Annotated in this window: 15 protein-coding genes; 10 read left to right on the plus strand and 5 right to left on the minus strand. The window is 63.0% G+C overall.

The features are described from left to right. Positions 1-137 precede the first annotated feature (137 nt). Positions 138-1,316, minus strand: coding sequence for an exo-alpha-sialidase (locus tag KF886_07265; protein ID MBX3177140.1), 1,179 nt, complete (start codon positions 1,314-1,316; stop codon positions 138-140). Between the two features lie 1,070 nt (positions 1,317-2,386). On the opposite strand from KF886_07265, the gene KF886_07270 reads away from it, so the two are divergent. The 8 genes from KF886_07270 to KF886_07305 all read left to right on the plus strand — a co-directional run bounded on the left by KF886_07270 (position 2,387) and on the right by KF886_07305 (position 15,674). Beyond that, complete coding sequence (locus tag KF886_07270; protein ID MBX3177141.1) at positions 2,387-3,043, plus strand: hypothetical protein; 657 nt, start codon at positions 2,387-2,389, stop codon at positions 3,041-3,043. A 378-nt stretch (positions 3,044-3,421) separates the two neighbouring features. Then, positions 3,422-4,969 carry a nif-specific transcriptional activator NifA gene (gene nifA, locus KF886_07275; GenBank protein MBX3177142.1) on the plus strand — a complete coding sequence of 516 codons (1,548 nt, stop codon included), beginning with the start codon at positions 3,422-3,424 and terminating at the stop codon, positions 4,967-4,969. A gap of 280 nt (positions 4,970-5,249) precedes the next feature. Beyond that, positions 5,250-5,444: a hypothetical protein gene (locus KF886_07280; GenBank protein ID MBX3177143.1), complete on the plus strand. Its 195-nt coding sequence runs from the start codon at positions 5,250-5,252 to the stop codon at positions 5,442-5,444. 239 nt (positions 5,445-5,683) lie between these two features. Beyond that, positions 5,684-6,310, plus strand: coding sequence for a leucine-rich repeat domain-containing protein (locus tag KF886_07285; protein MBX3177144.1), 627 nt, complete (start codon positions 5,684-5,686; stop codon positions 6,308-6,310). A gap of 93 nt (positions 6,311-6,403) precedes the next feature. After that, on the plus strand, positions 6,404-10,207 hold the full coding sequence (locus KF886_07290) for a hypothetical protein (GenBank protein MBX3177145.1): 3,804 nt from the start codon (positions 6,404-6,406) through the stop codon (positions 10,205-10,207). Positions 10,208-10,272: 65 nt separating this feature from the next. Continuing rightward, positions 10,273-14,847 (plus strand): VWA domain-containing protein, encoded by a 4,575-nt coding sequence (locus tag KF886_07295; GenBank protein ID MBX3177146.1) that lies wholly within the window; start codon positions 10,273-10,275, stop codon positions 14,845-14,847. A gap of 146 nt (positions 14,848-14,993) precedes the next feature. Continuing rightward, the gene (locus KF886_07300; GenBank protein MBX3177147.1) at positions 14,994-15,227 is read left to right on the plus strand and encodes a hypothetical protein; all 234 of its coding nucleotides are present in this window, start codon (positions 14,994-14,996) and stop codon (positions 15,225-15,227) included. Positions 15,228-15,338: 111 nt separating this feature from the next. Further along, on the plus strand, positions 15,339-15,674 hold the full coding sequence (locus KF886_07305) for an FYDLN acid domain-containing protein (GenBank protein MBX3177148.1): 336 nt from the start codon (positions 15,339-15,341) through the stop codon (positions 15,672-15,674). A 141-nt stretch (positions 15,675-15,815) separates the two neighbouring features. Here the strand turns inward: KF886_07305 and KF886_07310 are convergent, their stop codons facing one another. Beyond that, positions 15,816-16,550 carry a hypothetical protein gene (locus KF886_07310; protein ID MBX3177149.1) on the minus strand — a complete coding sequence of 245 codons (735 nt, stop codon included), beginning with the start codon at positions 16,548-16,550 and terminating at the stop codon, positions 15,816-15,818. Positions 16,551-16,694: 144 nt separating this feature from the next. On the opposite strand from KF886_07310, the gene KF886_07315 reads away from it, so the two are divergent. After that, positions 16,695-17,087, plus strand: a complete 393-nt coding sequence (locus tag KF886_07315) for a response regulator (protein MBX3177150.1) — start codon at positions 16,695-16,697, stop codon at positions 17,085-17,087. Positions 17,088-17,167: 80 nt separating this feature from the next. On the opposite strand, the gene KF886_07320 is transcribed toward KF886_07315, so the two are convergent. Beyond that, positions 17,168-19,102 (minus strand): hypothetical protein, encoded by a 1,935-nt coding sequence (locus KF886_07320; protein MBX3177151.1) that lies wholly within the window; start codon positions 19,100-19,102, stop codon positions 17,168-17,170. Positions 19,103-19,212: 110 nt separating this feature from the next. Between KF886_07320 and KF886_07325 the strand changes: the two genes are divergently transcribed. Then, positions 19,213-19,704: a hypothetical protein gene (locus KF886_07325; GenBank protein ID MBX3177152.1), complete on the plus strand. Its 492-nt coding sequence runs from the start codon at positions 19,213-19,215 to the stop codon at positions 19,702-19,704. A gap of 15 nt (positions 19,705-19,719) precedes the next feature. Here KF886_07325 and KF886_07330 read toward each other — a convergent pair whose 3' ends face one another. Next, positions 19,720-20,775, minus strand: a complete 1,056-nt coding sequence (locus KF886_07330; GenBank protein MBX3177153.1) for a succinylglutamate desuccinylase/aspartoacylase family protein — start codon at positions 20,773-20,775, stop codon at positions 19,720-19,722. 27 nt (positions 20,776-20,802) lie between these two features. Beyond that, complete coding sequence (locus tag KF886_07335) at positions 20,803-21,297, minus strand: RimK/LysX family protein (GenBank protein ID MBX3177154.1); 495 nt, start codon at positions 21,295-21,297, stop codon at positions 20,803-20,805. Between the last annotated feature and the right edge of the window lie 236 nt (positions 21,298-21,533).

The raw sequence follows: 21,533 nt of genomic DNA on the forward strand, positions 1-21,533 counted from the left end.
TTGGCGGGGGGCTGGTTGGACGGTGGGTATGGCGCCCGGGGTGTGGCGGGTGTGCGCGGATACCCTCCCCTGGGTGTGCGTGATCGCGTGACTCGGAGGCCGGCGGCGCGAGGGCCTGTTGCGCTGTTGCTTCGCTATTATTCCGCGTCGAGCCAGTCGACTCCGATTACCGTGTGCGCGATGGTGTTGCCGGCGTTGCTCTTGCGGGTGTAGGAGAGGTGCAGCATGCCGTCACGGGCCTGGATCATGGACGGATATTCAAAGGACTGTGCGTCGCCGTCCGCTTGTTCGACGAGGCGCGTCCTCGCCCAGGTTGCGCCTTCGTCGTCGGAGACTTTGAGGACGAGCCGGTCGCGCCCTTCTTCGAGGTCGTTGCAGAGCATGAGCCAGCGGCCATCGTGAAGCGCAATCACCTGCAGGCTGGAGCTGGGGTTGGGGATGTCGATATCCATTGCGGGCGTCCAGGTCAGACCGTTGTCGTTCGAGGTCGAAATCTGCACGCGTTGCGGGGCGTTGCCCTCGTCGCGGAACCAGGCGACCAATTCGCCGCTCTTGCGCCGCGCGATGGTGGGCTGGGTGGGGCCATAGCCGACGATGGGCGCGCTGGCATGCCAGGTTTCGCCGAGGTCGTCGGTGTAGCCGACAAGCGAGAGGTTGAAGCCGTCGGAATAGAGCGGCAGCAGTATCCGCCCGTCCGGCAGGACGGTGGGGTGGTTGCGCGTCATCCAGCCTTTCTGGCGTTTCATCTTGTCCTTGGCGGCCTCCACCAGGTATTCCTCGTAGGGCAGCGCATACTCCGCCCAGCAACCCTCCACGGCGCCGAGTTCGTCGAAGCCACGTTTGATCGCGTCGGGGAAGCCATCGCCCGGCTTCAGAATGATGACATCCTGCCAGGACCAGTTTGGCGCGCCCTCGCCCTGGTAGTCCTCGGCCCGGCGGTATTTCAGCAGGCAATGCTGCCAGCCATTCGCCACGACCGGGACCCAGAAGAGCCACAGACGCTCCCGGGCGTCAACGAAGAGCACCGGGTTGCAGTCGGGCAGGTCCTGTGTGTCGGCCATGAGGAAGACGGGGCTCCAGGCGTCGGCGCCGGCTTTTTTCCGCGCGCCCTGAATCACCACATCGTTCGCGGTGCGCTCGCCGGTTCCGTGGAACCAGGCGACGAGCAGATCGCCATTCGGACACTCCACGATGCTACTGCTGTGGACATGCTTCTCTTGCGGCGGAAAGATGTTGTGAACCTCAAAGACCGGCGCTGCGAAGGCGCTTGCGGACAGGCACAGCGCACCCGTCAGCAGTTGGTGTAGAGCATTCATGATTTCGATCCCCAGTATGTTATGGTTTCCCACCAATCTGACGGCAGCATATCCGAATTCGCCCGTGGCCGGCAAGCCGGTTGATTGCCAGGGCAATCGCATTTAGACTTCCAATTTCAGCCGAGCGCCCTATGAAGCACCTTCAAAGTTAGGTAACACTTTAGCCGTATGAAATAGCGCCAGCCCATTCTTGTCATGCCGCGACACTACGACGAGAGCGCGCAAGGCTGGGAGCGCAGGCGTCCCCGCCTGCAATGCACCGGAGGTGCATGGCGCGTTTGCAATATCGGCACACTTGATCGGCGAGAGAATTGGAGCCGGACTACCGCTGATTAGCAGACTCGCGCCTCCGGCGCGTTGCGGGCGGGCCGCCCGCGCTCCCATTCGTCCGCACTTCCGTTGCGGCGCGGGATTGTATCGTCGAGGAATCAAGCCAGCTTCATTCCGCTAAAGAATTACTCTGTTAAAAAGGGCGCGTGTTGGAGCGCTGGCATTTCGCCTGCGGCGAATCCCTGACCTTGCCGGCACAGATGCCGGCGCTCCAAAACGCTCACTATCGTTGATTCAAGGTTCCGAATCGACTCAAGTTTACGCCCATATACCGAAATCGAGTTGAAATGCGATTGCCCTGGGTTGATTGCGGTGCGCCCGGCGTCTCCGCCGCGCGCGGGGCGCCCCACTTTTCTTGTAACACTTTAGCGGTCTGAAGTGCGGAACAGTATGTGTTCTTACTAATGGAGCCGGCGCTCTCTAGCTGAATTGCGCCTGCGGCGCAATCTGCCGGCGCTCTGCAGTTGTATTGCGCCTGCGGCGCAATGCCGGCGGGCCGCCGGCGCTCCATAGTTGCAAGTCGCTTTGGATTGGCCACCGTACTTCGTTCGGCTAAAGTGATACCTTTTCTTGAATTCCCGCGCCGGAATTGCCTGATTTGCCCGGCATGCGTTCCTGTCCGACATAAGTGGGAAAGAACGAAAATATTCGTGGCAATTCCGGGCGTCGCATGCTAAACTTAATCCGTGTGGCGAGGATGAGATTTTGAGGGCTTGGGGTAGCGGCGCGGAGGAAGCAGCATGCGTTGGGCAATCTTTATCATACCGGTGTTTTCGTTTTCGGGCTGTTTTGTTGATCTGTTGATGACCTCGGCGATCACCTCGGACATGGCGGCCAACAATACCGCCGAGATCATGGAGACCATGGGCGAGGCCCAGAAGGATCTGGACATCGCGCTCCTGCGCAACGCGATCCAGGCGTATCAGGCCGAGAATGGGGCCTATCCGCGCGATTTGCAGCAACTCGTTCCGAACCATCTCGCCGCTGTACCGCTGCTGCCCGACGGCCGCCCCTACGGGTACAATCCCGTTACGGGCCAGGTCTTCGAGAATGCGGACGGCCCCGCCCCCGCCGACTACCTGCTGATGGAATCGATTAACGCGGCGATTTACAACTATGGGACGCGAACCGGGTTCTATCCGGCGTCGCTCGACGAACTTTATCCCAATTTTCTGCCCACACCGCCACGGACGGCGAGCGGCCTCCAGTTCCTGTACGACAACCAGACGGGCCGGGTGACCCATCCGGACGCCGGTCGAGAGCAGGCCCACATTGCCGCTGACGACGAACGCGCGCGTACGCCCGTTTCCGCCGTGAACGCCGTCGGCGCGCTCGATCCGGGCGATCTGAAGAACTCCGACAGCCTCAACCGGGCCCTGGACCGCATTGGCTACTAGGCGGTCGCCCGGAACGGCCTTTCTTGACGCTTCGGGTCACCCATTAAGGATGAAAATGGACGGGCGCTTCGCCGCCTGGCGGGCGGGGACGCCCACCACGGCGCGTCTTCGACCTGCGCTCCCAGCCTTTGACGATCCCTTGGGAGAGATGCTGTAATCTGGCTTGTATGAGGCCGTTGCGGAGATGCCGAGGTGTTTTTTCGGAGCAGGCCCGGCCGGATACGCGCCCTACCATACGGAAAGAAACGGCTCCAGGATTGGCGATTTCTGTAGCTCCTTTTTGCCTTGCCGGGGCAAAATTTGACTTTTCCGTGCTGATTTTCCTACGATCTCGTACGTTCGAGTCGAAATCAGTTCCTTTTCCCGGAAAGTCCCCGCATGAGCACCGCCGCGCCCAAGATCCGCAACGAAATCTCCGAACTCGCCCTTCTCTTCGATATCAGCCGTATCCTCGACCGCAGCATGGACTTGCGGGATGAGCTGGGCCCCGTATTGAAGGCGATCACCGAGCACACCGGTATGTTGCGCGGCACGATCACGCTCGTGAATCGGGAAACGGGCGAATTGTTTATCGAAGCGGCCCACGGGCTCTCGGGCGATGAGTTGGAGCGGGGCCGCTACAAGCCCGGCGAAGGCGTGGTGGGCAAGGCCGTGAAGACGGGGCGCCCGGTGGTGGTCCCCCGCATTGCGGAGGAGCCGCTTTTCCTGAACCGAACCCGCTCGCGGGAGGATGAACGGGACAATGTCTCGCACATCTGCGTGCCGATCCGGATGGAGACCCAGGTAATCGGCGCACTGAGCGCGGACCGGCCCTTCACGGACGACGAATCCCTCGACGAGGACGTTCGGCTCATGTCGATTATCGCTTCGATGATCGCGCAGGCGGTCCGGCTCCGGCAGGAACACCAGGACGAGCGGAAGCGTCTTTTGGAGGAGAACTCGCGGCTGCAGAGCGAGCTCCAGGAGCGCTTCCGGCCGGCCAACATTATCGGACGTTCGGGCGCGATGCAGGACGTGTTTGATCTGATTGCCCAGGTGGCGAAGAGCGACGCGACCGTGCTCATTCGCGGCGAGAGCGGTGTGGGCAAGGAGCTGGTGGCGCACGCCATCCACTACAACAGCCAGCGCGCCGCGAAGCCCTTTATCCGGGTGAATTGCGCGGCGCTTCCGGAATCGGTCATCGAAAGCGAGCTCTTCGGCCATGAAAAAGGCGCGTTTACGGGCGCCACCCAGCAGCGCCGCGGGCGTTTCGAGCTCGCGAGCGGCGGCACCATATTCCTCGACGAAATCGGGGATCTTTCGCCGCAGACGCAGGTTCGGCTGCTTCGCATTCTTCAGGAGCGCGAGTTTGAGCGGGTGGGCGGCCAGGAAACGCTGCGGGTGGATGTCCGCGTTCTGGCGGCGACGAACCGCGATCTCGAATTGATGATAAAGTCGAATGGGTTCCGGCAGGATCTGTACTACCGCCTCAACGTTTTTCCGATCCACATCCCCCCGCTGCGGGAGCGGCGCACGGATATCCTGGAACTCGCCAATTTCTTTGTGGAGAAGTACAGCAAGGCCAACCATAAGTATGTGCGCCGGATATCCACACCGGCCATTGATATGCTGATGAGCTACCACTGGCCCGGCAATGTGCGGGAACTCGAAAACTGCGTCGAGCGCGCTGTGCTCCTCACGAACGACGACGTTGTTCACGGCCACCACCTCCCTCCCACCCTCCAGACGGCCGAGGCGTCGAACACCCCCATGAAGGGCACCCTGGAAGAGTGCCTGGAACGGGTCGAGCGCGAGATGATCATCGAGTCTCTCAAGCACTCCAAGGGAAACAAGGCCAAGGCGGCCCGGGATTTGGGTATCACGGAGCGGCTCATGGGACTGCGCGTCGCCAAATACGGCGTCGACACGCGCCAATACCGGAACTGACCCGGGGCGGACTGGCATGGCCATCTGGGAAGGCGGCCCTGGCGGGCGCGTTGTGGATGCGTGGCGCGCCGGCCCTTATTTTGGGTCCGGGATATAGTTGATGATCCGTGGAATGCCGCGGAGGCCACCACAACATCTGGTACTTTTATTCATTTTCCCTTTTTAGAACACTTGACAAGGGCGTTTGAGTCTAGTAAACTGTTTACAAAACTGCTAGCTTTATGGTTAATCGCGCCCAGGCTAGCGCAAATCTCGGTAACAAGCCTTGGAGGCCAGATTCGTGAAACACCTGACCCGCATGTCCAAGACGCAGCCGGTTCGTGCCGACGCCGTACAGGATTTCATTTGCTTCACTGCCCAGGGGATTAACGCATTCCTTTCCATTATTGGTGGTTTGCTGCCCTTCACCACGTTCATCGAGCAGAAATGCGCGATTCCCGTCCCCAATGATCCGGGGTCCGGGCCTGGAAACTGATCCGGCGCTGCCGGCGCCAGAGGCGCCGCCCGCCCCGTTTCATTACTGTATGAAACCGCTGGCTGGAATCGCCGCATCCGGGAAGCTGCGGCGGCGAGCCGAATCGCACAGCCGCCAGCGTGGCCTGTTTTTGGTATAGTGTACTAGTGATTGAGGAGCGCCCGCAGCTCGCGTGAGCCCGTTTCCAGACTTCACAACATACCGCGTTGCGACGAGATCGCCGTGAAGAGGTGGCTGAAATGCTTAGACAATCTGCACGTAGAATCCTTCTGTGCGGCGTGATCGCCGGTCTGGCCCTCGCGCTCAGCGGCTGTCCCCTGGCAGGCGGGGGCCCCGCGTTCATTCGTGACCGGGCGCTCGATTCCGCAATTCGCGCGGCGCTCGGCAAGCCGCTGGGCATTCTCTCCCAGGCGGACCTGCTCAACGTGACGGAGCTCAACGCGGCGGGCCTCAACATCCAGACGCTGGATGGCATTGAGGGGTGCAGGAACCTTACGGTGCTCGACTTGCGATCGAACAGCGTCGTGTCGATCACGCCTCTGGAGAACCTCATCAATCTTCGCGTGCTTGACCTCGGCAACAACCGGGTCAAGCAGATCAGCGCGATCTCCGGGCTCTTCCTGCTGGAAGAGTTGACCCTGTCGGGGCCAAACATGGATATCGTGGACTGGTCCCCCCTGACCGCGAACGCGGCCAACGGCGGGCTGGGGGCGGGCGATACCGTCATATTGCCGGTGAACACGACCCTGGATTCCCAGGGGCAAGTGCTCGACTACTGGGAGCAGGACTATCTCACCCTCATCAATCTGGGTGTAAACGTGCTCTTTGATGACATGCGGACGGAGACCGGCGCTCCGGGCGCGTGACGGATCTCGCACGACATTTCTAATTCCGGTGGCGCGGCCCCGCACCCTCGCAAGGGGAGCAAGAGAACAAACGCTTTTATTGAGGTAGGCACAATGGCTGGATGGAAATCGCGTGTTGGGAAGCTGGCGCTGGTCCTGGCTGCAACCTTGGTCGCGGGATGCCCGCTGGAGCTTTCGCCCAGCCTGAGCGCGACGCCTGGCGCCATTGATTTCGGGGCGGAACAGACGGCCAGCAATATTTCCCTGCGAAATCTTGGCGGCGGTACGCTTGAATGGACTGCGCAGACGGTGACGCGCGCCAATGTCGACGCGCCGTGGACACCGGGCGACATCCCCTGGCTCACGCTGAGCGCCACGAGCGGGTCTATCGGCACGGCCAACCAGAACCTCACGCTTACGGCGTCGCGGCAGGGCCTCAGTTCCGGCCTCTACACCAACACCGGCGTGGAGATTACGAGCAATGGCGGCACGGTAACGGTGCCGGTGTCGATAACGGTGCAGTCGGCGCTTCGCGTGTCCCCATCCACGGTATCGCTTTCGGCGACCGACACGTCGGCGGCCTTCACCATCCAAAACAACGGAAACGCGCCGCTGAACTGGAGCCTGGCGTACCTCCCGGATCCCGAGGATCCGGAGACCATCATCGCGTTTCCCCCGGGCTTCACGGTCAGCCCGGGTACGGGCACGACCCAGGCATCGTCCAGCACGCCGGTCACCTTGACTTTTCCGGCGGGCCGTCAAAGCTTTGGGGTTCTGGTCAACTCGAATTCCGGATCCGAACGGGTTACCTTCCGCATCGGCGCGGGGCTCACCGGGTTTCTTATCAGCCCCTCGACACTGCGGGTGTCGAATGCGGGCGCCAGCGCGCCATCGCAGCCGGCGTCGATACTGACGATCGAAAACACGGGCAGCACCCCGATCAACTGGACCATCCGCCTGGCCGATCGCCTTGACAGCGGCGCCACGCCGCCGCTGGCCGCCACGCCGATCGTTGGAAGCACCGCCGTTGGCGCGGCAAGTGAGGTTTCGGTCCGTATCACGGCGCCAGGCAGCGTAATTCAGGGCGACGGCCGCTACGAACTCATCGTACGTTCCGGCGAAGCGTTCCACTCGGTTCCGATTGTCATCGACGTGCTTCCCCTTCCCCAGATTGTCTTGTCGCGCCCGCCGGACAGGCAGGTACTCCAACCGCCGGTTGTACGGGCCACCCTGCTTGATTTCGGAATTGAGTCGATCCAGCAGCAGTTCTGGGTCGTCAATACGGGAAGCGTGGACTCGGAGCTCTTTTTCGAAGTCACGCACGATGATCGGGATGCGGCGCGCCCGCTGATAGCTTCGGTTTCGCCGCTTCGCGGCAATACCAATGGCCCGGACCAGGATTTCTTCCTGCCCGATCAGCAGTCGTACACCGACGGCGTGCCGGTCACGGTCACGATTGATCGCAGCGCCCTGGTGGAGGATGTCGAAACGCGGACGATTACGGTGCGGGCCTTTGATCGCAGCTTCAGCAACCGCGTCTCCACGGTGGAGCCGGTGACCATTCAGGTGCGCGTTGAGAAGCAACCCTTCGTCATCACCGGGGCCCTGAACCGCAGCCGCCCGCCGAACCTGCTGCGATTCGTATTCAGCAACCGCGATGATCTGGGGCGGATCGTGCCGCTTCAAACCCGGGCCGACCGGGACCGGCTTGCCTACGATATTTTCGAGGACGAGATCCCGCTGGATCTGAACGAAACGAGCCAGTTCCTGACTTTTGACTACCGCGGGAACGTCGTGCTCATGCTGGACTACACCGGGAGCATGTACCGCGCTGGAACCACCGGCGAAAACGCACTGCGGAATGGCGAGGCGGTGGAACTCATGCGGGAGGCGGCGCGGGCCTTCATCGATGACCTGCCCCCGAATTTCCAGCTTCAGTTGATGTACTTCAGCGATCGCACCCGGGAAGACCGGGTTATTCAGCCGTTCACCCGCGATCGCCAGCGCCTGCGCGACGCCCTGGACCGGTTCACGCTCTCCCCCGCCCTGTTCGGCGTGTCGGACATCTACGACGCGCTCGGGGAGGCCATGCGGGACCTGGCCGAGGAGGATCCGGCCGGGGTGCTGCCTTTTGACGACGCGGACGTGCGGGCGGTGGTGTTTATCACCGACGGTGAAGACAACGTATCCGGCCTGAGCCTGAGCGACGTGCAGAGCCGCGCGGAAGAAACGCGCACGCGCCTCTTTCCGGTCACCTACAGCCCGAACGGCGATCCGGTGAATATCGGCGATATGCTGGAACTGTCGAGCGCGTCGGGCGGCTATTTGTACAGCGTCTCCACGGTTGCCGATCTTCGGAATGCCCTGGGGACCCGGAGCAATATGCGCCTGTTGCCCCAATCGGGGACCTTTAACGGGCGCGCGGGATTCCTTATCGAGAATTTCAGCCCGCAGGCGATTTTCTATGAAGTCACCCGGGACGGATCCTCGCCGTGGCTCGGCGCGATCACGGAACCCACCGGCGTCGTGGCTGGCAACGCTTCGAAGCAGATTACCGTCGCCCTGAATCCGGGCGACGCCGATCCCGGCACACTACTTCAGGGTGCGCTCCGTGTGACCGCCGGCAACGGCAACGGCACGGTGGCGGTCCAGTTCCGCGCGGGAGCGAACAATTCTGTCTCGAACGTCGCGACCGCGGTTCGGGATGAGCCGGGTACGATCTGGGAGGAATTCAACAACCAGTCGGTCGTCACGTATATGACGCCGAAGGAGGCGCCCTTCGCGTATTTGCTCTCCGGCCGCTACCGCCTTGACGACGGGCGCCTGATAGAGGGCGCGTTTGAGCGGGACGGTACGTTCTTCATAGGCGATCCGATCGCGGGGCAGGTTTCCCTGCGCACCGCCGGTATTTTCGAAGATCTCACGACGGTGGACCCGGAGCAGCGTTACCGCGCCGAAGTGTATGTATACGCGGACTACGTTCCGCGAAACGTGACGGCGTTCTCGTTCCGTTTCCACCTGGTGGCGCCCGACGATATCCCCGCCGAGAGCGCCGCCCTGCTGGACGGCATTCGGATGCAGGTGGCGCTGGCGGCGGACGGCATCCTTGCGGACGATAACGTGGGGACCGCGGACTGGCGCCTGATCTCCGATGGTGAAGGCCGTTACCGGATCATCACGGATGAGGAAAACTCGCTGCCCATTGGCTCTTTCGGCAATCTCCTCAAGCTGACGTTCACGAATCTCGGTGATTTCGTGAGTTCCTTCGGGAATGGCGCGCGCCAGCCGGAATTCCAGGTCGCGATGCGCATGGACAACCAGATCTACGTCTCCCCCGCGTCGGAGCGCCAGCCGTCCGGCACGAAGTTCTTCCTCTATCCCGGAGGCCTGGCGAACGCGAACCGGCGCCTGTCGGTGGAGTTCAACCGCCCGGATATTGCGGCTCCCGCCGAGGAACTCGGTTTTCTCAGTGGCATCGAGGGCTTCGATCCGGAATCCGCCTTCGCCTTCGATATCGACGAGGACTCCTTCCCCGATTTCAACGATCCGTTCCCCTTTGACGATCAGCGTCCGGGCACCCCGATCCTCCCCAATCCGTTCGAGATCGCCGGCAATGTGAACACCTTCACGTTGACCGTGCGAAACACGACGCTTGACCGCTTCAACTGGGCCGTGAACGCCGCGACGCTGCCGGCGTGGCTGCCTGCTTCGCAAATCCGGTATGGCGAGGCCATGGGCCTGGTCCCGCGCAGCACCTTGCTACCGGGCGAATCCGAGACGGTCCATTTTGTGGTGGATCGGAGCGGACAGACGCCGGGAACGACCGAGACGGCCCTGGTTGAATTCGATTTGAGCAGTAGCGAATACACGTTCTTCGTGCCAGAAAGCATACCGATCACGCTGATCACGAACCCGTAGACGGAGTACAGAGAGAAGGTATGGTGGCGACACGAATGAGTCAATACGAAGATAAGGAGTTCGGGATGCTACGCCCACTGCGCTGCACAGTCTTGTTCGGCCTGGTTCTGGCCGCGATTGCCCTTTCGGGTTGCCCCACGGCGCTGGAGCCGGGCCTCTCCGTATCTCCGCTCGCTCTGAATTTCGGCGTGAACGAAGACTCCAAGACCCTGCGCATCCGCAATACGGGCGGGGGCGTTCTCACCTGGACCGCCGAGGTAACCGGCGAAGCGCCCTGGCTTACCCTGGAGTCCGTTGCCGGAGCGAAGCAGGCACAGATGGTGGAGGGCGAATCCACGACCGAGGTCGATACGATCGCGCTGAACGTAAACCGCGCGTTGCTGGCCCAGTCCACTTCCCGGACCGCCACCGTTACCGTAACCTCCAATGCGGGAACCCAGACCGTGAGCGTGAGCGTTGCGGCCGCAGGGCCCGCGCAACTGAATGTCTCTCCCACCGCCCTCTCCTTCGGGTCGGCGACCACGTCCATGCAGGTCACCATTGGGAATACGGGGTCCGAGGCGCTTTCGTGGTCCCTCGCGATTCCGGCCGACGCGCCCTGGCTTGCCGCTTCGCGTACCCAGAACAGCAATGTTTCGGCGGGAAGCTCGGACTCCGTTGAATTCACGGTTAATCGCGCCGGTCTCCCCGGGGGCAATTACACCACGCAGGTGCCGGTTACCTCCAACGGCGGCGATGCCGAAATCACGGTGACCATGTCCGTGCCGCCGCTGGTCGTATCCACCAGCAGCATTGAATTTGGCGCGCTTGCCGCGCCTTCGAGCCGAAGCTTCACCATTTCAAATCCCTCCGACACCGCCGTCAGCGTCCAGATTTCTTCCGCCCCGGCGTCGGGATCGCCTTCCTGGTTTTCCGTCGCGAATGTGGTCACTTCGATCGAGCCCCTGGCGACCGTTTCCCTGGATGTGCTGGCCAGCCCGGCGGGCCTCGACCCGGGTGACTATTCGGGCACGATAACGGTCACGTCCGCTTCCCAGGGCTTCAGCGCCACGATCGCGGTCAGCATGGATGTGGCGGGGTTCGCAATTTCACCGAACACGGTCGATTTTGGATCCATTACGGCGACCCGTCAGAGCAGTTTTGTCATAGAGAACCTGACCTCCGATCCCCTTCCCTTCGAGATTACTGTGCCGGCGGGCAATCCCTGGCTGAGTGTTTCGCCGACGAACGGGAACGTTTCGACGTTGCGTACGATCCAGCTTACGGCGAATCCGAATGCGGTGGATCCTGGGAATTACACCGCCGAGGTTGAAGTGGTGCTTGGCGCGGCCGGTAGCGGGCTGCGCGAGACGGTAACCGTGTCGATGAGCCGCCCCGAGCCGGCCCGGCTGGAAGCCTCTCCGCGAAACATCGTTTTTGGAACCAGCCTGATCGAACGCCGCGTCGCCATCTGGAACGTTGGCATCGGCACGGTGGACTGGCGGATCAATTCGAGCGGCTTTCCGGCCTGGTTGTCCCTCTCACCCACGGACGGCGGCGGCGTTGCAAGCGGCAGCGTAACCGGCGATGAAACGGATGAAGTCGTTCTTCGCATTGATCGCTCGCGGGCTCCCGAGGGCGTATTCGAATTGCAGCACAGCTTTACGATTACGGCGTCCCGCGATGCCTCCAATACCGTTACCGTAAACCTGACCGCGGCCATCGCGCAGAGCCCGGTTTTTGTATTGCAGTCCGATGACATCGATGATCGGGGCATCCCCACGCTTGCCGTGCCCGCCACGGTTGATACGCGGACCTTCGTGATCCGGAACGAGGGCAACGGTACACTCGCGTGGAGCTTTGGGACGTTGCCGAGCTGGATCGCGTCGCTGAACCCATCGCAGGGCAGCCTTGAGCCGAACGTGCAGCAGACGGTGACGCTGCGGGTAAACCGCACGGGACTTTCCACCCCGGGGGTGCAGACATTTCTCGAGATCACCACCAACGATCCCGATCGCCCCCGGGCCCTGCTGGATGTTTCCGTTTCGGTTGCTCCCGTTATCGTTATTGGCGCGCGCCCCGGTTCCATCGGCTTCCAGGAGGATGAGAACGCAAAAATACTCGAGATCTACAACGACGGGGATCCGGGCACCATCTTGAACTACCAGGTCGTTTCCAACAAGGAGTGGCTTGCGGTTTCGCCCGCCACGGGCAGCAGTCAAGGCACGGCCTCGGCGTTGAAGGATTTCCAGCCGCACAGCGTGTCCGTCGATCGCTCGCGCCTGGACGGGGAGAGCGCTTCGGGCCGCCTCATAATTTCGGCCTTCCTGATCCAGAATGGTGTTGCTGTGCCGAATCCGAACGTGGCCACGCTGGAGATCCCGGTTACGGTGGAAGCCGCCGGGCTCACCATTGAATCGGCCCTCCCCTCGACCCGCGTGCCTTCGTTGCTGCGCAACGTGCTGATGCTTCGCAATGTGCGATCGGAGATAATCCCGCTCCCCGAGAGCCGCCTGAACGATGTCGGGGCGCTGTTCCGGATTTCGGAGAACGAAGTTCCCCTGGAGCTGACGGAAACCAACCAGTTCCTCAAGAAGCGTTTCACCGCGAACTTGCTGGTGCTGCTTGATTTCTCGGGCAGTATGCGGGCATCCGCCGAGGCGGTCCTTGCGGACGGCCAGCTCGGCGATCCCGCAAGCCTTACCGAGGACGCGCTCAAGACCCTGTATCTTCAGGCGATACCTCAACTGCTCGACGAGCTTCCGGCCCACTTCCGTGTCGGTCTGGGTGTTTTTAACGATCACGCCATTCCCGAGTCCGGCGTGGTGCGGATGATCAACCCGGCGGACGGCGAACCCGCGTTCACGCGCGACAAGGCCATTCTTCAGAGCCGCCTGGCTTCAGTCAATGTGCAGGACAACGGGGCCACGGACCTGATCCCCGCTGTTATTGCGGGCACGGACATTGTTGTCGCCCAGGATGCGAACGAGAACTTGATTCCGTTTGACGATGCGCACGTCAAGGGGATCATCATGGTTACCGACGGGCGCGACACCAGCCTGGGGCGCGTCACCGACGCGGCGAACTACGCCATTGAGCGCCGCGTGCGCCTGTTCATCGTCGGCTGGGGCGCGCAGGTCAACACGGACCCGATCATCCGTCTGGCGACGAGTACCGGCGGCCACTACTACTCCACGCGTTCGCGCGCCACGGGCGCGCAGGATCCGTTTGGGGTACCGATCCGGATTCCGCTCGTCTCGGAATTGCAGGACTGGTGCGCGCTCGACGCGGGCGATGTCTGCGATCAGTCGCTTCCCAATGATCTGGCGAACCAGGTCGTCCTGAATTATTCGTCGCTCAACCGCGAGCCCAGCGTGCTCGTGAAAGCGAACCTTACCTTCAACGACCCCAACGACCAGAATTCGCCGTGCCTTCCGGAGCAGGGGGAGATCAGCGCCGGCGTGTCCTATCCGCAGCAGGATTTCTCCACCATACAGGGCGATAATCGCGCGGGCCAGATAGCCCTGGAGACCGAAGGCATCTCCGGCGGGCAGGCGGTGGTGGTTGTGCGCGCGGACTATATCCCGCGGAACATTACCCGGCTTTCGTTCAATATCAGCGTGTCCAGCCTGGAGTCCCCCACGCTGTCGGTCGCCCGGGCCCCGCAAACAGCCGGTGGCCTCATCTCCAATTGGGACACCGGCGGCGCTCCGCCCACCTATACCTTCAGTTCGCCGGATGGCGCCCCACTCCGTTTCTCGGACTACGGGGACCTGCTGTACATCACCGTATCGAACGTGACCCAGGCGTTTACGCTGAACTTCGAAGTAGTCGAACCCGTTTATTCGGCGTCGAACTTCGAGACCAAGTACTTCACGCATCCCGATAGCATCCTGGTGAGCGGCGGCGCGTTTCTGGCGAATTCGTTCCCGGCTCCCTATTTCGATTCCCGTCCCGCGCCCCAGGACACGGACGCGAGCTTCATCATTCCGCTGGACGACGCGACGGATCGGGTCGAGATCGATGTCTACAATCTCGGCGGGTCGCATGTGCCGCCCGGCGCCGCGCCGCACCCTATAACCGGGGAGTTCAGCTGCGACGGGATCGTGAATATCGGGCTGTGCTGGCGGGCGGCGATCGGTTCCGATTCCACCTTCCTGAGTTTCGTGGAAAACACGCCGGAGGAAGGTTTTGTTACCTCAACGTTCACCCCGTCGACCATGTTTATCGATGTTGATCGTTCCGTGTTGCCGCCCGGTCCACGGCGGGGCCGGATATTTGTAACGTACAATTTTGGTTCCGTAAATGTCTCCGGGGTTCTCAACCCGATTATCATTGACTATGATGTTCAGCGCCCCGCGATCGAACTTGACGAGACCTTCATCAACTTCGGGTTTACGCCCGATTCGCAGGATTTCGGGATAACAAATGTGGGCCAGAGCACGTTGGTCTGGCGGGTGAATACCGGCGCCTTCCCGGCGTGGCTCGAGCTCAGCGATACATCCGGCAACGCCGGCCCCGGCCAGACGTCGTTTACGACCATTCATATCATCCGCGAGAACCTCCCCGAGGGCGAGCAGGAGTTTGATATCGTGTTCACGGCTGACTTCGCCACGCCGGCCACGCTGACTGTGGCGGCGGAGGGCCTGCCGGCCCCCTGACGGACAAGCCCCTGATTAATTCCCGGGCCCGCGCCCGCCCCCTGTGGTGTGGCGCGGGCTCTTCGCTTGCCTGCCCGGGGGATTTCTGCGGTATAATGGGCGAAACAGGCTTCCACTACCTGTAATCCATCCTGCAAGGAATGTTGATGAGCACCGTTCTTCTGAATGCCGTGGTTGCGATCCTGGCCCTCGTATTGATTTTCGGGGTCTGGATTGGGATCCACCTGCTCGCCCGCCACCGGATGGGTGCGCGCCAGATCGGCTGCCGCGGCCCCGTCACGGACGACTTCGGGAACGAGGTTTGCTGCCGGTCGGGCGAGCCGTGCGCGAAGGACGATTCCTGCGAAAGCGAGGCCGCCGGCTCCGCCGATTCGCGGTAAGACCGTGCTTTTCATCGGGGGTTGCGAAATACCGCCGAGTTGATATAATACGTCCCCGCACAGGTCCGGCCCGCGCTGTGTCCGGGCAATGTTTAGAAAGGATTGGCTCCGATGCCGTTAAAGTACTTCTGTCCGAAATGTGAGAAGCGGTTCGTCGATTGGGGCGCTGAAAAGCTTGGCTTCAAATGCCCCGATTGCCCGGGCGAAACGTTGTATCGCGTGGGCACATTGCCGGAGGGAGAGTCCGCCGCGCCCTCGCTTTCGAAGAGCGCCGCGAAGCGGAAGGCGAAGCCCCGGGTTAAGGTGGCGGTTGAAGAGGGAGCGTTCGAGGCGGAATTCGCCAGCGGCATCGACGATGATACGGAAGCGATCGTGGACGATGTCGATATCGATGAAGATGGCGATTCGGATGTGCTGGGGGATAGTCTGGCGATTGACGACGACTGATTGGGAATACGGGTCGATCGCGCCTCCCCCTGGCGGACATTCCAATCGCTTTGAGGCGAATCGGGGATGCATTTCCACACCCGCCGATTCAGTGTTTTCCGGTTGCGATGGGCCAACGCGGTCCACGTGATGGCGTACTGGCTATTCCCGCGACGGGAGTGGCTGTGACGAACCGCGATCCGGGCTTTGGGAGGTTTCCGGACCCGGCGCGGTGTCATCCAGTTCCTCCGCGATGGAAATTCGGACCAGGTCGGATTCGAAGGTGCATTCGAGCCATGAGGCCTGACTGGCCAGATGCACGCGGAGGAAATCCTCAAACGAAGCGTTGGCGGGCAGCGTCCACCGGCCGATGCGCCGTTCCATCGGCTGCTCCTCCACCTCGGGTTCGATTTTCACGGCAACCCCGCAGAGCGTTCCCGCGAGGCGTATTACGTTGACAATGTCCTGCCGTTCGAAAACACGCTCTTCCTCGGCCAGGGGCGCCGAGATCCGCTCAACGAACTCCGGGGTCATCCGGATCGCCGCCAGCACGTCGGGCTCCGAAGAAACGGCCTGTGAATCCGGGGGTGCGGCGGCGGCGTGCACCACGGTATGTCCGCCTTGTGCGACGCGGACGACCTGGCCACGTGGAATCAGCAGGGGTTCAATGCCCGGAACGATTTCCAGCACCAGGTGAATTGGCGTGCTGCGCAGCAGTCGAACCCCGTCCAGCGCGTGGCCAGACTTGAGTACAATCCGGTCGCCGGTGGGCCGCTGGGCCGCCGTGTCACTGGCAGGGACGGCGCCGAGGCCGGACGCAGCGGCAACCTGCCCCTGGCCGCCGCCCGTTGCCGCGCATACGCTGGCCATAAGAATGTAGGGTACCCAGCATTGCAAGCGATGAACCTCCGCGCCACCACGTAATTGTACGGTCCAATACGGGATACCGTCAAACGCCGCGGGCGGCCTGGTTTGCCTGATGGGGTTCCGGGCAGTACAATGGGCGGGGTTGTCTCTCCACCGCCGGAAACCGAGGATTCCATGTCCACCGTATTGATCGCCACCATCGACTCCCTGCTCTACGAGGTCCTCTCGTCTGAAATCAGCGGCGAGGGCCACACCGTGATTTGGGCCGCGGATGGCAAGGATGCGTATGACATGACGCTTTCGCAACATCCGGACCTGGTGTTTACGGAAGAGGAACTTCCCATTTTCAGTGGCTACGAGCTTGCCGAAATGTTGCAGGGCGACCCCGAGGTTCCTTCCGCGCTTCCGGTGTACCTACTGTCCAATGAGGCTCCCGAGCCGCACCGGTTCACGCGCGCCGGATTCAAGGGGCGTTTCCCCAGGGAACACGGCTATTTCGAGTTGCGCGAGCTGCTGGCCGCGGAACTTCGCCAGCCTCTTGTCTGGGAGGGGGACGGCGGTTTCTGAGCCCTGCTCCGGCGGGTTTTCAGCCCCTTATCCGCTCCGGCGCCCACCGGGCGATCCATGGCTTCACCTTAGCCCGATTCTCAACGGCGCGGCCCGAAATTGCGCGTAACCACAGCCCTTCCGGACAACAGGAGCCCCATCTGGCGCCGCTGTTCGCGCACCGCCGCGCGCTGGTGTCCGGCATCCCCGTCAGCTTCGACGGGAGGCAGAACTCCCGGGTTCACGTGATCGGGCGGCGTGAAGTCACCGGCGTGCGCCCCGATCCAGTACGCCCGAAGGTAGGCCAAATCCTCCAACCCATCGGCCAATTCAAACAGCGCCTCCCCCGGCGCCAGTCCTCCCGGCGCGCAGGAAATCAGTGCCGGCGCGCCGCCGGGCTCGGCGATGGGGCCGAGGATGCCCGTAAAGCCCCGCACCCAGCAGAGCCACGGAAGCACCCGCGGGGCCAGATCGCCCTCCCCCCGCCAGGGCGCGCCGGAAAAACGCAGGTCGACCCAGGGGGACACCGGCGGGGCGGGCTGTTTCTCGGTCTCCCGCCCATCCTGGTTGAGGAGGACTTCCGCAACGGAGACTTCCCGCTCCGCCCCGTCAAAGACGAGGCGCAGCCCGATACAGTCCCGCGCGTAGCGGAACACGCCATGACGAATCGGCTGCCCGGCCTCGGAGAGCGTCAGCCTGTTCTCCCAGCGGACCGTGGCTGCGCTAAAGGTCCCGGGGTGGTAGGCGGTCTCCACACGGGGCGGGGGGCCGGGCGCGTCACCTTGCCAGATAATTGCGAGGCGCTCCAGGCGCGTTGGGTCGCGGAACTGGACTTCGAGCCAGGGGGGCTCCTCCCCCGCTCCGCCGCCGCGCCAGGGACTCAATTCGCATTGGTCAAAGGCATCCGCGGGCCGGGTCTCGTACGTGCCGGTGGGGTCCTGGGTTCCGGCGGACCCGGCGATGGTCTCGAAATCGGGCTGGTGGTAGCGGAGGATGGACCAGCCCTCGCGAAGCTGGGTGATGGCCGATGGCGCGATACCGGGCGGCAGGGCCCAGATGTCGGTGTAGCGTTCGAAAAACGGATGGGGCGGCGCGGCGAGCAATCGGGTGTAGCGGCCGTCGGCCCGGCGAACACGCGCGTTTGCGCTGCGCACGTCCTGCCAGGCGTCTCGCGGCGGGAGCGCGGCGGGCAACAGGAGGGTTTCCCCGCTCCAGCCGGCCTGGCCGAGTGCGCCCATGAGGCTGAACAAGAGCAGTTGCAGGGGGTCCTGGGGCGAATCCAGCACGGGGGACGGCCAGTTGCGCAGGAGATCGCCCGCCTGCCCGCCCAGTTCAATCGCCGGTACGCCATTCAGGGCCGAAACGTGTCCGAGATGGGTTTTGATCGCGCCGATATTGGCGTAATCGTAGAATTGAGCGGCGGGCGGTTCCGGTTCCGGCCATACCTGAAACCCGGCGCGCGCCTCCGCCAGCGCGGCGTATGCGGGCGCCCAGCGCTCCAGCGATTCATCCACGCCGCACGCGCGCTGAAAGGCCGCCCGATCCAATCCGATCAGCACGGGCATTACCGGCTGCTCCGGAATGGCGAAGTCGAACACATCCAGCAGGATTTCGGCGCGAAGTTCGCGTCCGTCCGAAAAGGTCGCGATGGCGGAACCGCTTCGCGGGCCCGGGGGGGCGTCCGTTGGAACGGTAAACCGCGCGAGGAGGCGCAGCGTGGCATCGGGCGCAAGCGGGGTCTCGTCCAGCGGCGCCAGGCCTTGTTCGGGGCCGGTTGGCCGTCGGTAGAACCTCGCTTCGGGCGAGAATTCGTTGCGCCATACGAGCTCGCAGCCGGTCAGCACACGGTCTTCGCCATCGTTGGCTATCCAGAGCTGGATAGATTCCGACTCGCCGCGCGCGGCGGCCACGCGCACGGTTCCGCCCGGCTCCCCCGAATCGGGAAAGCGCTCATCGACGAGGCCGTCTCCCACGAGCAGGGTGGGGGCCGCTATCAACATCAGGGCGGCCAGCGCGCCCGATCCCGGTGTAATCATCCCGCAAGTGTAGCGCGCGGAACCGCGCCATACAAGCGATCTATCATGATTTCGGGTCGAACCGGGGCGCGGCCATGCGTTACAGTGGCGGCGGGAGAGGATAGAGCGCGATGATCGTACGGCTGACACCGGAACTGGGCAAGCGAATAGGCGTTTCGCCGGCGGAGATGCATCCCCTGAACGCCAATCCGTTTGCGGACTGGTCCTGCCATGTTTTCCCGGCCGCGCGATCGCCCCATATCGTGGCGCTGAACACCGCATCCCTGTACGCGGTGCTTTTTTCCGGCCAGCGTATAAACCGGAAAAACACGTTTGAATCGGCGCTTTTTGGGCATCTCCGGGACCAGATAATCGGCGATGGCTTCGAGTTCCTGTACCGCCGCCTGATCGATATCCAAGGTGGCGAAATTCAATACTCGCGGCCCCTCAACCCCGTTCTTCGCGGCACGATTGCCGATCTTGCGGAACTCGCGGCGCACTATCTCGAAACCCAGCGTCTCGCGCCCCGCGACGTCGCCGAGCGGATCAATACGGCTCCGCTCGCGGCCATCGGCCACGCGCATCCTCGGGACGCCTTTCGCGCGCTGCACGTGGGCGCCTGATCGGGGCCGCGACGCCTACACCTGGTGCACGTTCGTGGCGAGGTCCGCGTGGACCCGATTGAACAAGTCACGCGAGGAGCTTTCCTGGATCTTCTTGCGGATCCGCAGCAGCCGGCTCCGGGAAATGAGCGCGATGTGAAATGCGGCGTCACCCGGCTTGACCACGGGCATTGTGGTCATGCCGAGGATGATCCCGTCCCCCGGCGACACCAGTTGGTTCCGCTCATCGCCAAAGATGTTGTAGTTCGACGCGAGCAACTGGCCCTTTTCCACCAGGTCGCCCGGGTTCACGTGAAAACTGAGTGTGCCCCCCCGCTCCGCGCGCACCCATGTTGTACGGTCGACGCGCGTCTGGTAGCGCGGCGGGGTGACCTTCCCCCGCACCATCCCGAGGTTTTTCAGGACGTTCATTACGCCGCGCACCCCCACCTCGACGACACTGGACTCGATCTTCCAGACCTCGCCCGCCTCGAGGATGATGCAGGGGATGCCGGCCGCCGTGGCCGCGCGGCGCAGGGAACCCACGGGGCCTTTGCCGTTCACGATCAATTCGCAGCCGAAGGAGCGCGCGAGGGCGCGCACCTTGGGGACGGTGAGGTCCGCGCGGATATTGGGGTAGTTGGTGCGCCGGACGGCCGCACTGTGAAAATCCACGAGCAGGTCGCACTGGCGCACGACCTTGTTGAAAATCACGTGGGCCAACCGGCTTGAGATGCTTCCGCGCTCCGCTCCCGGGAAATCGCGGTTCAGATCGCGGCGGTCGGGCAGGTAGCGCGTGTGGTGTTCCAGTCCGTAGACATTGACCACGGGAATGCAGACCAGCGACCCGCACATCAGCTTCGGGGGCTGGTCGTACAGGAGTTCCCGGATAATTCCCATACCGTTGAGTTCGTCGCCGTGCACGCAGCCGGTCAGCAGCAGGCGCGGTCCTGGCTTTTTCGCGCGAATCACGTGGATTGGCACCACCGCTGGCGAACCGAGGTAGGACTCGCTGAATTTGAGCGAGATCGTGCGGGACTCCCCCAGCGGGACCCGCTGGCCCGCGATAACGAAAGCCCGGCGCCTGGTCATGCGGCCGGAATCCGCGCGGCGCCGCCCTTACTCCGGCTCATGCGCCCCGAGGGCAACGTGGCCGCCATGCCCGGCATCGTGGCGCGGCCGCGGCTTGCCCAACATACTTCGCTTGCTGACATCAACAACAAAATCCTTCTCCAGGGCCTTCCGCCCGAGCAACATCCGAAACAGCATTTTTTCCCTGGAAACCAGCGAGATCTCGATTTCCTTGAGCGTCGTCCCGATTTTGACGTGGGTTTTCACGAAACAGCGCCGCCGGTAGTCCCCCGTGCTCGAGCGCACCCGGGCCCATTTCACCACCTCCGCCCGGACCCGGCGCCGGTGCCTCGCGCCCTTCGTCGTCAGCACGACATAAAACTCCACCCAACCCGGCGCGCAGACCTTCAGATCCTCCACATGCAGCGCGCTCGTTCGCGCACCCGTGTCCACTTTCGCCTTCAGCGCGTGAATGTCCCAATCCGGAAAGGAGATATACTCCGACCAACCGATGATCGTCTTAGCGCCTGGCCGCTTCTCCAACCGATCGATCCTTTCCCGCTGCAAGTGACCTGGCCGCCCCCACGCCTCCATGCCGGGGCGCGTCCCGGGGCCATGCATACACGCCCCGCCGGCGCGTCCGGGAAAGTGTACAACAGCCGCCGGCGCATTCCCAACTCGCCAGGGAGCCGCCCCGCCGTCCAGGCTGCTTGCGCGGGCCGGCGCGCCGCGCGCGGCGGCTTCTCTGGCTCCATGGGTTGTGAGTCAACCGGCCCGAC

The sequence above is a fragment of the Candidatus Hydrogenedentota bacterium genome, from assembly GCA_019637335.1.
Taxonomy (GTDB): Bacteria; Hydrogenedentota; Hydrogenedentia; order Hydrogenedentales; family JAEUWI01; genus JAEUWI01.